Here is a 15496-nt window from a genome sequence, read left to right on the forward strand (position 1 = left end):
TCTCTTTTTTTTTGTTGAAATTTCCTGTTAACAAGCTCCCCCTGAGCATTAAATTAAAGCATGTCTATGGTAAATATTTTTACGTTTTTGCAAAGTCTTTTAAATACTCATAAAATTTATTTCCCATTTTGTCTCATCCTTATCTTCAGTTTTACACATTCCCATGCACAGGAAGGAGTTAGGAAAATTTCTCAAGTTTTCTATTTCACTGGGAATACAGGGGTAGATGAATCTCATTATACTCAAGAAGTTCTTTCTGCCATTTCCCAGATGTCTCAAGCTGATGACAAAGCTACCTTTGTGGCTATAGGTAATATAACGGGTAAAAATGGATTCCCTCCTAAAAAGAAAGCCCGGAAAAGAGCGGAAGAGCTCTTACAGAAAACCTTGATGGAACCCATGCAAAATTTTAATGGACGCGTCATTTATACCCCTGGGAAAAATGAATGGAACAAGAATGGCCATGAGAATATAGATGATATGGAGTCTTTTATTCAAGATAATAGCAAAGCTGAATTTTGGCCAAATGATGGTTGTGTGAGAGAAATAGAAGATTTGGATACCGATAATGTGGAACTTCTTATGATTGATTCCCAGTGGTTTTTGGAAGATTGGGATGAACAATTGTACATCAACAATAAATGTGATATTAAAACCAGAGAGCAATTTTTTTCAAAATTTAAAGACGACCTAAAGGATGAACAAAACAAAACGGTTATTGTAGCCATCCATCATCCAATATTGAGTAATACCAGACGCGGATTCCTTGAAAAAATTGGAGGTGTCAAAAAGGAAGATTATTACAGTCAGCAGCGTAAAAAACTACGAGGTGCTTTAGAAACCATGGCCAGTATGTTTCCAGATGTGATTTTTGTTTCAGCCAGTGATGAAAATCTTCAATATCTTTCAGATGACGGTATTCCACAAATTATTAGTGGTACAGGAGGGAAAAAAACAAGAAAGGCTAAAGCTGATGAGGAAGATGGACAATTTGCTTCTCATGATCATGGCTTTGCCAAACTGACTGTTTATAACGATAACAGCTCAGAGGTAGCATTTTATTCGGTTGAAAAAGGGACCACTCAAAAGGTATTCAGTAACATCATAAGAAGACAACAAACTACCATGGATGAGGTGTCCTTCCACGATATTAGTGACTGGCCAGCAACCAAAAAAGCATCGATTTACACTTCAGAGGAGACCTCTAAAAGTTTGCTTTACAATTTCTTTTGGGGCACCCATTATCGAGAGGTTTACAGTAAAGAAGTGGAAGTCCCTGTATTGGATTTAAGTAAATTACCGGGTAATCCAGTAGCTATTTCAGAAGGAGGTGGAAATCAATCCCGTTCAGTTCGCATTAAAGATGAAGAGGATCATGAATATACCTTAAGAGAGCTTCGTAAAAGCGCGGTGCGGTTTATTCAATCGGTGGTGACAGATCATTATGTAGAAGATTATATGGATAATACGGTGGCCGAAAGACTGGTTCAGGATTTTTATACCACCGCCCATCCGTATGCCCCTTTTGCACTTAACCCTATGCTAGACACTCTCAACATTTATAATGCTGAACCTGAAATTTATTACTTGCCTAAACAAAAAAACCTGAACATTTTTAATGAAGATTATGGTGATAAGCTTTACATGATGGAAACCCATGCAGGTGATGAGAATAAAGATAATCCCAAATTTGGAGCTCCCGATGATATCGTATCGACTTCAGACTTGCTGAAGGATATGAGCGAATCCAAAGAATATCAGATTATGGAATCTGAATGGATAAAAGCCCGATTGGTGGATATGTTAATTGGCGATTGGGACCGACATTCTGACCAATGGCGTTTTTCAGAGTTTGAACAAGAAAATGATATCAAGTTATATAGGCCCATACGTCGTGATCGTGATCAAGCTTTTCCAAGATATGACGGCCTGCTACTTAAATTGCTCAAGTTGGTGATTGTTGACTTCAGAAAAATGCAAGATTTTGAAAAAGGATATAAAAACATAAAATGGCTCAATTTTGATGGGTATTCATTAGATCAGGCTTTTATAAAGAATCTCTCATGGGAGGATTGGAACAAACAGGTAGAATTGATCCAAAATAGATTAAGCGATCAGGTTATTGAAGATTCTTTTAAGGTTTTGCCCAATGCGGTTCAGGACCAATACACAGAGGACATTAAAATAGCTTTAAAAAAGCGTCGAGATGAATTGGCTGAGCCGGCACGTGCATATTATGAGTATTTGAATCGGGTTCAAATCATTACGGGAACAGAGGATGATGATATGTTTTTAATTACGCGGCTGCCAGAAGGTAAAACAAAGGTTTCAATTGAAAGTGATGATAAATTGGTTTTTGAGCATACCTATGACAAAGGCCTTACCAAAGAAATATGGCTATATGGTTTGGATGGTAAAGACGAGTTTCAAATAGTAGGAGAAGGGGATCATTTAATCAAGCTGAAACTGATGGGAGGAGAAAATAATGACACATATAATTTTGAAAACAATCGTAAGGCGAAACTTTATGATTATAAAAGTAAAAAGAATACCATCATAGGACATAGTAAAAAATGGTTGGTAGACGATTATGATATTAACAATTACAATTCTGAAAAGAAGAAGTATACAACCAATACGGTTTTTCCTGCCATAGGGTGGGATCCAGATGCTGGCTTTAAGGTAGGATTTTCAGATACTTTTACAACCTATGGACTAGCAAACAATCCTTTTAAATCACAGCATACTTTTGGAGCTGCCTATTTTTCAGCAACCTCGGGATATGAGTTCACATATTCTGGAGAATTTGCACATGTGTTCCACAATTGGAATTTTGGTATTGAAGCCGGATTTACCAGTCCCAATTATGCCATGAACTTTTTTGGCTATGGAAATGAAAGTGCGTATGATGATAATGCCGTAGACAAACAATACAATCGAATTGGGATTGCCCAATGGTATGTAGCACCTTCCCTCATTTATAGAAACGAGCACGGTATGAAGTTTACTATAAAACCGATAGTTGAATCTCATAAGGTAGATTACAATGCCCAGGAAGCCACAGGAGAATTTTTCAACCCAGAAAACGATGTATTTGAAAGTCAAATGTATGCTGGAGGTGAAATATCTTTCCAATATAAAAACAAGGGCAATCAATTAGCCTTTGTAAGACGGGGTTTTCAGTTTGACTTGGCTACGGGTTACAAAACCAATATAGATGAATTTAATAATGAATTCCTGTATTTAAAACCTTCGCTATCCATTGACTATCCCATTCATGAAAGTGGCATAGCCGTGTTAGCAACGAAAATAGGCAGCCAGATGGTATTTGGTGATAATTATGAGTTTTATCACGGTGCGACCTTAGGTGGAAATTTTAGCCTTAGAGGGTATCGAAACGAACGTTTTAATGGAAAGACAGCCTTCTACCAAAGTACAGATTTAAGAGTGGGAATAGCCAAGTTTAGAACCAATTTTATTCCAATAAGAATGGGGGTTACTGCAGGTTTTGATTATGGTCGGATTTGGGTCGAAGATGACCAGTCTCAGGTGTGGCATAACAACTATGGAGGCTCTATTTTTATTAATGGCTTTAATGCTCTATCGGGTAATTTGGGACTGTATCACGGAGCAGATGGTAACAGATTTACATTTTCTTTAGGATTTACTTTTTAGATAGCATGGAGTAAATGTACTAAGCAGATTGGCCCAAATCAAAACCAATTGTTTCCCTGAATAGTTGAGGTGATATATCTGTTTGCTTTTTAAAGAATCTGCTGAAATAATATTCATCGTTATAACCTAATTCATAGGCAATTTCTTTGATGGTTTTGTTTGTTAAATAAAGCTCTCTTTTGGCTTCAATGACAATTCGTTCAGCAATCAATTCAGTTAAGGTTTTATTGAAATGGGTTTTGGTTAATTTGGTGAGTGCTTTTGGGCTTATAGCTAACATGTTTGCATAGTCGCTAGCGGTGTGTTTAGTCTTATAATGCGTTTCTATGAAGTTTTTTAAGTTTTGTAAAATGAATGGCTCATCATTTTTACTGGTTTCACTTTCTTCTGCCTCTTGCTGTTCTGTTTTTAATCGTGAAGCAGTAATTAACAAGATTTTTAAATACGAAACCAACAACTCATATTGCGCTAATGCAGGATTGTGCATTTCTAGTTTTAGCTGTTCGATAAGCATGTTAAAATTTAACTCTGTTTTACTGTCTATTTTTATGGACGGTGAATTGTAAATGTTGTTAAATAAAACGCCATTACATGCCACTTCTTTGTGATGTTTATGAATACAAAAAAAGTCAGGATGAAAATAAAGTGCCACACCACTTAAATTGGTTTCTGAGTTAAATTGATAAGGTTGGTAAAGGGAAAAGGAATATAAGGTGTCTGATGTTATGGTATAGTTTAAAAAATCGGCATGCACATGTCCTGTTCCATCTTTTATCCATATAATGGAATAGTGATTTAAACGTTGGATAGTATCAAATGGGTTTTCATTTTCAAAAAACTGAAGCTTAAATGCTAGATTACCTGTTTGCGGATTTATAAGTGTAAAACTGTTATTTTCTTCCATAGGTTAAATATTTAAATGTGATAAAACGCCTATACTTTACCATAGTATATCTAAGAATTGATTTAAGGGGTTTGATTAATGCTCAAAATAATTCTGTCTGCTATTTCTTTAGCTGTCGTAATTTTAGACAAATCTGTAAATAATGTTCCATTTTTACCAGAATGATGGCCATGACCTACTAAATTCATGAAACTGTAGGACTTATTCTCAAGAACCTTGGGACTAATAGAGGTAGCATATATTAAAGATGGCTGTCCTACTTGTCCGGTTCCTGAATAAATTTCATCATCTGGAAACCTGTCTTCAGAATAATAAGTGTTCCAGTCGTAAGATTGGTTTACTTCTAACATGACCTTGTAGTTATTTAATTTGTTTAACTTACTATTTGATTTAATTATGAAATTACCAGTGGGTGTAGCACCCGAGACGGCATCAATGTCTTGTGAGTTATTGAGCGGTACATATAATCCATCCGCAGCTTGTATCCCTCTTTTATGAGACCAGTAGGGTAATGCTTCTGGGCGACGTTTTACAGCAGATTTCCACGCTCCGTCTACTTTAGTTCCGTAATCATAAGAACTGGAAGCAATAACTCTGGAAATGTATAGAGTCTCTAAATAATTGCCTAAACTATCTTCTAACCAAATGGCAAATAAAGGATATTGAAAAGCATTTCCTTTTTTTAATTCTATTTCAAAATGCAAGCCTTTTTGCTCGTTATTTAGAGTTATAATTTGATAATCAAATTGGTTTTCAGATTTCCCCAATTGCTTGTTTCTTAGTTCGTTGCCGAAATTATACACTTCATTAAAGATAGGTAAATTTAAACATAAGGCAGTTACAACAACCATTGTTATACCTGCAATTAAAGGGCTTTGAAGCTTTTGTAGGCTTGATTTTCTTTTTCCTGAAAGGTAATTATACAATGGTTTTTTATTATTTATAATATGAAAAACCATAGCAAGAATAAACAATAACCCGAAAGCTGTATGTACCGATGCTACTACTTTATTAAAGGGTTTGAAATACATTAATAAACCTGAACCAAATAATACCAGTAGTTTAACAATTAATATGTTTCCTAAAAGTCTTCTATCCATAGTTTGCTTTTTCTATTTTAAATCCGTGGAATCATGAATCGTCCATTCACCTTTTATCAAGCGGGTAACATAGCAATTGTCGGCCTCTTGAATAAGCATCGATTTTTGCTCTTCTGTAATATTGCCAGATATTTTAATGGCAGAGTTTACTTCTGTGGTAAAACTTCCGTCTGCATTTTTTCTCGCGATTTGAGATAATTGGGCATCAACGTCTTCTATTTCTATTCTATGTCTTCTAGCCACGTTTCTTATGGTTGCGACTTTACACATAGAGATTCCTGCCAATACTAGTTCTGTTGGAGTCATTCCTAGATCGGTACCTTTTACTTTCAAAGGCTCGTCACCTACAATGGTGTGTTTTCCATTTGAAATGATTGATTGATACCCAGTGGGTATATTTTTTATATTTATTTCTGTTGCCATTCTTATTGTTTTATAGATTTTTTTCGACTAATTATTACAGCTTTCAAAACATACATTACAAACCTGTTTTTTCTCTTTGGGTTCCAGCTGTAAGAGCTTCACGTTTTGCTCAATATAGGCTCGAATCCATCCTTTTTTATGTGTTTTATTTTCTAAACTTTCAGTTTTTAAAGGCTTGTAAATTGTGCCTCCGTATTCTTGCCTTCCCCAACAGTTAGGACAAAAATCTTCAGTTGTTTTACCTTCCCTCACTTGAGGGGATTTATTAAAAAGGGAGATGATAATTTTAAATGAATTCATTTGAGTTTATTTTTAAAAGTTTAAAAAGGGAAGTCTGAAAAAGCAGGCTTCCCTTGGTTTTTTAAATACTTTCGGCTACAGGAAAATCTACGGGAACTTTTGTCAGGTTGTGTAAATAGTTCATGGCAGTTTTATCACTTACCTGAAGAATTAAGTCAACTAAATTTTCATTTGTATAACCTTGTTCAAAGAAGTTATTTAGGTTCTCATCGGCCGCATTTCCCTTGCTTTTGGTAATGTCGGCGGTAAGTTTTACCAAAGAATCCAACTTGGCATTATCACTTTTACCACGTCTAATATCTAACAATTGATCGTCAGTGAAACCATTCATTTTCCCAATTACCGTGTGCGCGCTCAAACAATAAACACAGCCATTTACTTCACTTACAATTAGGTTGATAGCTTCTTTTTCTTTGTTAGAGAATGATGTTTTTGCATTTTGAAAGTTCAAATACCTTCCAAGACCGTTATCCGAATAGGCCATGGTAGCATAGAGATTCGGCACAAAACCCAAGGCTTTGTTTAAATTGTCAAAAATTTCTTGATTACTAGAAGCTACTTCATCTCTTGAAGGAACTTTGAATTCTGAAACGGTTACATTTTCCATTTTATTAAGGTTTTAAATTATTTGTCATTATTGACAGTACAAAATTGGGTATTGCATGGTTGTTATAAAATGGATGAATTTCGTCTGTTGATGGACAATTTTCCCTACTATTAAAATACTTGCTCGAAAGTAGTTAGACGATGCCGTAGCTTTTTATTGCTGAAGTAGGAAGATTTATTTTAAAAGGAATTATAAACTCACAAATATTCAATTCAAATGATGTACTTGCCATGATTATTGTTTAATTTTATGAGTTCATGACTCGAGATTTTATCGATATTAACGATTTTACCATTTTGGTAGAAGAGGCTTTTTCTGAAGGTGTGACTATAGATGCTTGCCGATTTGATGAGCCTGTAATTGCTGTGGCTTTTTACGGTTCTGGAAATGTGGACCTTTCTGTTAACTATAAAAACAAGGAAAAACAATTTCAACAAACTAAAGGTTTGGCACTGTCTTTCTATGCTGATGATAATGTTGAATTTGTACATACGGTATCTCCAGAAAAGCCTTTGCGCTGCCTTTTAATTGCTACTTCTATTAGAAACTTAGATAGATTACCCAATGATGAAGGTGAGATTTTTTCAAGCTTATTAAATGAACTAGTAAATCCTTCAGACCATTACGTTGAGGGACCTAAATTTTTAATGACCCCCGAAATGGATCATATTGTTGATTCCGTGTTTAATATGAAATACGTTGGGAAAACAAAAATGATGTTTTTTCGTAGTCAAATGACGACCTTATTGTCACATTTTTTTGGACAATTAGCTTCTGGGCAAACAGAAAAGATAAATGCCACAGAAAGAGAAAAATTGTTTTTGGCTAAAGATATATTAGTTAATAATTTGGATAATCCGCCCACGCTTTCCGAGTTGTCTGTCCAAATAGGTTTAAATACCTATAATCTTAAAAAAAACTTCAAAGAATTATTTGGGACACCCGTTTTCAAATATTTGCAAAATGAACGTTTGAAAACCGCCCATGAATTAATTAGCAGTGAAAATGCCACTGTTCAAGAAGCAGCTTGGCAAGTGGGGTATGATAGTTTAGGATCATTTTCTAATGCTTTTGAGAAAAAATATGGCTACAGACCAAGCCAAATTAAATAAACTCCTTTTGAAACAAATCAAATTCTTTTTGGGATAACTTATTCCTTTCTTTAAGTGTGACTTTTGCTTCATAATTAAAAAATCAAATTATGAACAGTAACATTTTAGTGCTCGGAGCTACAGGTAAAACAGGTAGTCGAGTTATCAAACAATTACAAAAGAAAGGAATTGAACCAAGAAAGGGATCGAGAAATGCCACTCCTAAATTCGATTGGGATGATAAAGATACATGGGTGAAGGCTTTAGAAAATATTGAAAGATTGTACATCAACTATTATCCCGATTTGGCTGTTCCTGGCGCAAAGGAAGCCATTGAAAGTTTAACGTATTTAGCTAAAGAACTTGGTGTGAAAAAGGTTGTCCTTTTATCAGGGAAAGGTGAAACGGAAGCCGAAGCCTGTGAAAAAATCATCATGGATTCTAGAATAAATTACACCATTGTAAGGGCTTCATGGTTTAACCAAAACTGGAGTGAAAGTTTCTTTTTAGATCCCATACTCTCAGGAGATATTGCTTTGCCCATGACGGATGTATTAATTCCTTTTGTAGATGCAGAAGATATAGCTGAAGTGGCTGCTACTGTTTTGATAGACGATTCTTATAACGGAGAAATTATTGAAGTAACAGGTCCAGAGTTACTCACTTTTAAGGACATTGTCACAGCGATTTCAATGGTGAGTAAAAGAAATTTGACCCTTCACCACATTACTCTTGAACAGTATGTAGATGGCATGAAACAAATGCAATTACCAACCGATCTCGTTTGGTTGATTGAATATTTATTTAGTCATGTATTAACCAATCCTGAAAATCAAATAATCACCCACGACATAGAAAAAGTATTGGCTAAAAAACCCAAAACATTTTTACAATATGCCCAAGAAGCTTCTAAAACAGGAGTATGGCAACCGTATTAAAAACATAGGACTGCTCTAAATGGAAAATTATCCATTCTAAGGCGCATAATATCCATTTTATGATTTAGAATCAATGATCAAATTTGTAAGTCCAAAATTCAAACTATTAAAAACGATAAAATGAAATATATGCTTTATATAATTGTATTCATTGTAAATACAACCCTATCCACTTTTGCCAAGGAAAAGCAATTAAACCCTTTAAACCATCCAGCAAATGAACGTCTATTGAGAACGGAAACTTACATAATGGATTGGTTGATGCTAACTGATACTTCCGAGGTGAAAATAGGAGAAGTAGAAACTCAAATTCAAAAAAAAGACGCTGTTATCTATTTGATTACCAAGGTGAAAATGAATCAGTCTTCTGATAAATGGGTTGATAGTACTGTGGTTTCCTCAGAAAATTTTAAACCAATTTACCATGCTTCTTACAATAAGCAAAGAGATATGGTACTGAAGTTCGATAAAAATGTAACAGGTTATTACCTAGATAAACAAACAGGTCTCAAAACTGAAATTTTAGAAGAAACCTATCAACCATTTTTTGATAGTAATTTTTATCCGCAACTGATTCGGCTACTACCATTAAAAGAAAATTATTCGGCTACTATTTCGATTTTTGATTACAATCCAAAATCTAAAATAGGAGCTATTACGGCAACCATCAAAAACACCAAAAAGACAAATGAGATTTTTAATGATGTATCCATTGATGTTTGGAAAATTGAGGTTATGGATGATATTTCAGACAATAATACATGGAATACTTATTATATTGATGCCCGAACCAGAAAATTACTCAAACAAGAAATAGACTTTGGTGGTCGAAAAATGATCATGAGACTAATAGAATAAAACATATGAGACCCAAAATAGACCACTTTATGGGAGAAATAGATACTATCGGGAAAAGTGAATTTAAAGATGTAGTTAATGTTTGGGAAGCTTCCGTTAGGGCAACCCATCATTTTCTGAAGGAAGAAGATATTGAATATTTTAAGCCACTGATTTTAAACACCTATTTGGATGCGGTGGAATTAAGGGGTATTAGGACAATTGAGAATAAAATAGCAGGCTTCCTTGGTGTTGCAGAACAAAATTTGGAAATGTTGTTTATTCACCCTAATTATAGAGGAAAAGGACTTGGCAAAACGTTGCTAGCCTATTCGATTGAGCAGATGAATGTAAGGAAGGTTGATGTAAACGAGCAGAACGAACAAGCTGTCGGGTTTTACATCCATTCTGGTTTTGAAGTGGTTGGGCGCTCTGATTTGGATGCTTCTGGAAAACCTTATCCAATGTTACACATGCAATTAAAATCATTCAATTCTTGAAAAAGCCGAATTTGGTGATCAAAAAAAGTCAGTTATAATAGACCTGAATAAACAAAAAAGCGAAAAATGAACAAGTTTTTTAGAGTATTGAAAAAGGTAATATTATATACATTTTTCATTCTTTTATTTCTTTCAATTGGGGGATATATATACCTCTATGTCCTCCCAAAAGGACCTCAAATCACACAAACCAGTAAAATTAATGTTGGGAAAGACTCTTTTGTAATCTATGCTTATAAGGATAGTGAGAGAAAATCAATCAAGGTATGGACTTACAAACCCGAAAGTTGGAATGACAAAGACAAAATAGTTTTTGTGATGCATGGGGGTGGGCGAAATGCCGATGACTATCTAAATGCTTGGGTTGAATTGGCCAATAAAAACAACTTACTGGTAGTTGCCCCAGAATTCGAAAATAAGTTTTCAAAATATACAACGAACGACTATCAGGAGGGGAATTTATTTACCTTTTTTGGAGCTAAGAATCCAAAAAGTGAGTGGGCATATACCGTCGTTGAAAACATATTTGATTACATTAAAACAGTTAATAACATGACCAACGAGCAGTATAACATTTTTGGCCATTCAGCTGGTGGACAGTTTGTACACAGAATGGTAATGTTTATGCCTGAATCGAGAATTGGAACTGCCGTCGCTGCAAATTCTGGGTTTTACAGTTTGCCAAACGAGGAGCTTCAATTTCCTTATGGGGTTAAAAATACAGAAACAGATTTGCAAAAAGCCTACAACAAAAGATTGGTTATTCTTTTGGGAGAATTGGATAATGACCCTAGTTTAGGAACTTTTAGAACAACCGACCTGGCAATGGAGCAAGGAGGGCATAGGTTGGAACGGGGATCAACTTTTTTTAATGCCAATAAGGAATTGAAGAACAAAAATAATTGGACATTTAATTGGGAAATAGACACAATAAAAAATGTGGGCCACGACTATAAAAAAATGTCTGAAAATGCTATTAATTGGATAAAAAACTAAGATTAGCAAATTCAAAATCCATCTAAATATGACAATAGGCAGATCGATAAAAATTTAGACAATTGTAAGAACATCTTTATAATTGGGCATAAAAAAACGGTTTAGCCTTTGCTAAACCGCTTATGTACAATTATTTAAAATTTGTAGCGAGACCGAGATTTGAACTCGGGACCTCTGGGTTATGAACTCCGCTTTTAAAAAATTAAAAAGCTGTTTTTTAGTGAGTTACAAAATTTTAAAATTTTAAATCGTATGCACTTTTGTATGCAAATTTAACCTTAGTATTGATTAATGATTTTGTTGCAATTTATAAAAATAAAATTGACTCAAAAGCAATAGTTCTTTACAAAAATTAAAGTTAATTAATTTTGGTTGATATTCAAGCTATCTATTTCAAGTTCAGGTTTGGATTGAGCTATAGGGAGATTGAGGAACTAATTACCATACGAGGAGTGAAAGTAGACCATGCAACCATTATTCATAGGGGGGTCAATAAATTCAGCTCCCAACTGGAGGCTTCATTCAGAAGGAGGAAGCATAATGTAGGTAAGCGCTGGAGGATGGATGAGACATACGTCAAAGTAAAAGGTGAGTGGAGGTATTTGTACAGGGCTGTAGATAAAGAGGTGATACGATTGACTTCTATTGACCAAGAGGAGACAGCGAATGTCCGTCCAATCTTTTTTGATTAAGGCATAGACAACAATGGTTGCCCAGAACTAATGAATATTGACTAAAGAAGTTCTAACAAAGGAGCCATTAAGGTCTATAGAAGACGTTCTTTTGTTAAGATACGGATACGTAAGTGCAAGTATTTAAGAAACAAGACCATAGGTTCATAAGATAACGGGTGGGACAGGGTTACAGAGACTTTTGAGAGTGTCAGACGGAGTATAGTCGGAATAGGGATGGTGTGTATATGCTAAAGAAGGGGCAGATGAACAGCAAGTGTTTATCTACATATCTGGCATTTTATAGTTTCGCAGCATGAAGTTTTCCTAACTATGAGTTTTCAAATCATAATTTCACAAACGTGACAGTTCTGTTTTTTATTTTTTTAAAATGAAACAATTATTTGCTTTTGCATTGATGAACCATCTTAATTCGTTTTCTATTTCCGCTTCAATTTGTTTTCTTGTAACTCCAAATGGCCAAACCATTCATTGCTATAGCATAGGCTAATGTTTTTAAGGCCAAGGGGAAAATATCTAAAAATCCAGATCCTTTGAGCATAACCATTCGTATGATTTCCACAAAATATTTGATAGGATTAAATTCTGTGAGTATTTGTGCCCATTTTGGCATACTTTCTATAGGTGTAAATAGTCCGCTCATCAATATAAATATGACCATAAAAAACCAGGCGATAAACATGGCTTGTTGTTGAGTATCCGTGAAGTTTGAAATAAACAAACCCATGCCCATAATAACCAATATATAAACAGAAGTATATGCGTATAGCAGTCCTAAATTACCAATCATGGGTGTATTAAAAATAACTTTGGCAAGTAGTAAGCCTATGGTTAGCAGTCCCATTCCCAAGATCCAAAAAGGAAACAATTTTCCTATAATAAAATGATGCTTTTTTATGGGCGTTACATTGATTTGTTCCAAGGTGCCTATTTCTTTTTCCCTCACAATGTTCATTCCCGAAAGAAACAGCGTAATCATGGTAACAAGCAAAACCAAAATCCCGGGTACCATAAATGTTTTGTAGTTCAAGGTTTGGTTGTACCAAAATAGAGGAATGCTGTCAATGCTATTAGGTTTTTGTACAGTATCTGAAATCTGTATCAAATCTGTTGCAATGTGCTTGTTGTAACTCTGAATGATTTGGGTTATGTAAACATTAATAACACCTGCAGCCGCACCATCAATAGCATCAATAAATACGCCTATGGCGTTTGTTTTGTCATTTTGTAAATCCCCTTCAAAATGTATAGGTATGTTTAAGTAGGCATCTATTTTGCCTTCTTGCATGGCTTGCGAAGCTTCTTTTTCTGAAGAAAATCTTTCAGAAACATTGAAATACGATGAGGCTTCAAATTGAGTTATCAATCCTCTTGAGGTGCTGCTATTATCAGCATCAACATATCCAAATTGGATGTTTTTTATTTCGTAGGTCGCCGCATTGGATAAAATGACCAATTGTAGTACTGGTAAAATAAATATAATGGGCAGCATGCCTTTATTTCTAAAGATTTGCTTAAACTCCTTTCGTATGATATACAGTATAATGTTCATCTTACTCCAACCTGATTTTATATTTCTTTACACTTATGCCTATGAACAGTAAAGTCATTAGAACAAGAATAGCGGTTTCTTTAAAAATATAGCCAATGCCAACACCCTTTAGCATAATGCCTTTTACAATAATGATAAACCATTTTGCAGGTATGATATTGCTGATAACCTGAAGCGGTAAGGGCATGCTGCTGATGGGAAAAATAAATCCTGAAAGTAATATGGTAGGCAGCATTAAACCCATTAGGGAAATCATCATGGCCGTTTGCTGTGTTGCCGATATGGTTGAAATTAAAATACCCAATGCCAATGAGGTGATGATAAACAGAACGCTTTCAACTCCTAATAAGAACAGGCTACCGTTAACAGGCACATTAAAGACGAAAATGCTCAACAACACAATAACTAGGGCATTGATAATGGATAGAAAAATGTACGGAAACACTTTACCAATTATTACCTGAAATGGTTTTAAAGGCGACACCAATAAAATTTCCATAGTGCCTTGTTCTTTTTCCCGGGTGATGGAAATGGACGTCATCATCGCGGATACTAACATCAAGACAACGGTCATCACGCCTGGAACAAACATATAAACACTCTTCAATTCGGCGTTATATACCATCCTACTTTGCGGAACAATTTGGTAATCTATGGTGCTGTTTTTGTTTAATTCCTGCTGATATTTTTTAAGTATTGACGAAATATAATTACTGATGGTACTGGCCATATTAGGGTCGGTAGCATCGGTAAGTACCTGTACATTGGCCTGTTTTTCTTTAATGAGATTGTTCCCAAAGTTATTTTCAAATTGAACTACGGCTTTTACTTTTCCTTTTTTGAATATGGATTCTATGGATGATTCTTGCTGAATAATATCTACAATACTAAAGTGTTTTGAAGAGGCTATTTTATTTATTATTTCTTTAGAGGTAACATCATTGGCTTGGTCTAGAATGGCAATATTTACATTGTTGATTTCATTGGTAATGGCAAAACCAAACAGTAATATTTGGGCAATGGGCATTCCGAACAAAATAAACAGGGAACGCTTATCACGGAATATGTGATAAAACTCTTTTCGTACAAAGCCTACAAATCGTTTCATCCTCTGGCCAGTTTTAAAAACACATCGTTCATGGTGTCTGTTTTATAATGCTCTTTTAGTTTTTTTGGGGTATCAAGCGCTTCAATTTTACCATTGACCATTATGGAAACGCGGTCGCAGTATTCGGCTTCATCCATATAATGGGTCGTTACAAAAATGGTCGTCCCGTTGTGGGCGGCTTTGTAAATCATTTCCCAAAACTGGCGTCTGGTAATGGGGTCAACGCCACCTGTGGGCTCATCCAAAAAGACAATTTTGGGTTCGTGCAAAAGCGAAACCGAAAAGGCCAACTTTTGCTTCCATCCCAAGGGTAATGAAGCCACAAGACTGTTCGTAACTTCTTGAAGCCCTAATTCCTCCACCAGTTCGCACCGATTTAGGTCTATTTGCTTTTTAGATAGTCCATAGATGCCACCAAAAAAAGTGATGTTCTCTTTTACGGTCAAATCATCATACAAAGCAAATTTTTGACTCATGTAGCCAATGTTCTTTTTAATGGACTCGGCTTCTTTATACACATCAAAACCGGCAACGGTTGCCTTTCCCGATGTAGGCGATGAAATTCCAATAAGCATTTTCATGGCTGTCGTTTTGCCAGCGCCATTAGCTCCTAAAAAACCAAATATTTCACCTGCCTTAACCTGAAAACTGATGTTGTTTACCGCAGCAAAATCACCAAACAATTTGGATAAATTTTCAACTTCTATGACGTTTTTGTTTTTCATAATTTATTTTGTCACCTTGAGCATAATCAAAATATTTTTTGGTTCTCG

15 protein-coding genes are annotated in these 15496 nt (G+C 35.1%); 7 read left to right on the forward strand and 8 right to left on the reverse strand.

Translation table 11 applies throughout. The features are described from left to right. The first annotated feature begins 66 nt into the window (after positions 1-66). Entirely contained in the window at positions 67-3675 is a 3609-nt protein-coding gene (locus LOK78_RS14670) for a BamA/TamA family outer membrane protein (RefSeq protein ID WP_232635430.1), read from the forward strand. A 19-nt stretch (positions 3676-3694) separates the two neighbouring features. On the opposite strand, the gene LOK78_RS14675 is transcribed toward LOK78_RS14670, so the two are convergent. From LOK78_RS14675 to LOK78_RS14695, 5 genes are all read right to left on the reverse strand, one after another. Then, positions 3695-4579 carry a helix-turn-helix domain-containing protein gene (locus LOK78_RS14675; protein ID WP_232635431.1) on the reverse strand — a complete coding sequence of 295 codons (885 nt, stop codon included), beginning with the start codon at positions 4577-4579 and terminating at the stop codon, positions 3695-3697. Between the two features lie 62 nt (positions 4580-4641). Continuing rightward, positions 4642-5679, reverse strand: a complete 1038-nt coding sequence (locus LOK78_RS14680; RefSeq protein ID WP_232635432.1) for a DUF4405 domain-containing protein — start codon at positions 5677-5679, stop codon at positions 4642-4644. Positions 5680-5691: 12 nt separating this feature from the next. After that, a complete protein-coding gene (locus LOK78_RS14685; RefSeq protein ID WP_232635433.1) occupies positions 5692-6102 on the reverse strand; it encodes an OsmC family protein in 411 nt (136 codons plus the stop codon). A gap of 27 nt (positions 6103-6129) precedes the next feature. Next, positions 6130-6402 (reverse strand): hypothetical protein, encoded by a 273-nt coding sequence (locus LOK78_RS14690; RefSeq protein WP_232635434.1) that lies wholly within the window; start codon positions 6400-6402, stop codon positions 6130-6132. Between the two features lie 61 nt (positions 6403-6463). Then, entirely contained in the window at positions 6464-7009 is a 546-nt protein-coding gene (locus LOK78_RS14695) for a carboxymuconolactone decarboxylase family protein (protein ID WP_232635435.1), read from the reverse strand. A gap of 257 nt (positions 7010-7266) precedes the next feature. On the opposite strand from LOK78_RS14695, the gene LOK78_RS14700 reads away from it, so the two are divergent. The 6 genes from LOK78_RS14700 to LOK78_RS14725 all read left to right on the forward strand — a co-directional run bounded on the left by LOK78_RS14700 (position 7267) and on the right by LOK78_RS14725 (position 12063). Next, positions 7267-8121, forward strand: coding sequence for a helix-turn-helix transcriptional regulator (locus LOK78_RS14700; RefSeq protein ID WP_232635436.1), 855 nt, complete (start codon positions 7267-7269; stop codon positions 8119-8121). A gap of 89 nt (positions 8122-8210) precedes the next feature. Next, a complete protein-coding gene (locus LOK78_RS14705; RefSeq protein ID WP_232635437.1) occupies positions 8211-9038 on the forward strand; it encodes an NmrA family NAD(P)-binding protein in 828 nt (275 codons plus the stop codon). A 120-nt stretch (positions 9039-9158) separates the two neighbouring features. Beyond that, positions 9159-9896, forward strand: coding sequence for a DUF3108 domain-containing protein (locus tag LOK78_RS14710; RefSeq protein ID WP_232635438.1), 738 nt, complete (start codon positions 9159-9161; stop codon positions 9894-9896). 5 nt (positions 9897-9901) lie between these two features. Next, positions 9902-10375, forward strand: coding sequence for a GNAT family N-acetyltransferase (locus tag LOK78_RS14715; protein WP_232635439.1), 474 nt, complete (start codon positions 9902-9904; stop codon positions 10373-10375). A gap of 66 nt (positions 10376-10441) precedes the next feature. Continuing rightward, positions 10442-11371 (forward strand): alpha/beta hydrolase family protein, encoded by a 930-nt coding sequence (locus LOK78_RS14720; RefSeq protein ID WP_232635440.1) that lies wholly within the window; start codon positions 10442-10444, stop codon positions 11369-11371. A 368-nt stretch (positions 11372-11739) separates the two neighbouring features. After that, complete coding sequence (locus tag LOK78_RS14725) at positions 11740-12063, forward strand: DDE-type integrase/transposase/recombinase (RefSeq protein ID WP_232395076.1); 324 nt, start codon at positions 11740-11742, stop codon at positions 12061-12063. Positions 12064-12493: 430 nt separating this feature from the next. Here LOK78_RS14725 and LOK78_RS14730 read toward each other — a convergent pair whose 3' ends face one another. Genes LOK78_RS14730 through LOK78_RS14740 form a run of 3 tightly spaced genes read right to left on the reverse strand, consistent with a single transcriptional unit; the run spans position 12494 to position 15448 of the window. Then, on the reverse strand, positions 12494-13615 hold the full coding sequence (locus LOK78_RS14730) for an ABC transporter permease (RefSeq protein ID WP_232395077.1): 1122 nt from the start codon (positions 13613-13615) through the stop codon (positions 12494-12496). A 1-nt stretch (position 13616) separates the two neighbouring features. Then, the gene (locus LOK78_RS14735; protein WP_232395078.1) at positions 13617-14723 is read right to left on the reverse strand and encodes an ABC transporter permease; all 1107 of its coding nucleotides are present in this window, start codon (positions 14721-14723) and stop codon (positions 13617-13619) included. Then, complete coding sequence (locus tag LOK78_RS14740; RefSeq protein ID WP_232395079.1) at positions 14720-15448, reverse strand: ABC transporter ATP-binding protein; 729 nt, start codon at positions 15446-15448, stop codon at positions 14720-14722. Before LOK78_RS14740 ends, LOK78_RS14735 begins: the two co-directional genes overlap by 4 nt. Between the last annotated feature and the right edge of the window lie 48 nt (positions 15449-15496).

This window comes from Mangrovimonas futianensis (assembly GCF_021245805.1).
Taxonomy (GTDB): domain Bacteria; phylum Bacteroidota; class Bacteroidia; order Flavobacteriales; family Flavobacteriaceae; genus Mangrovimonas; species Mangrovimonas futianensis.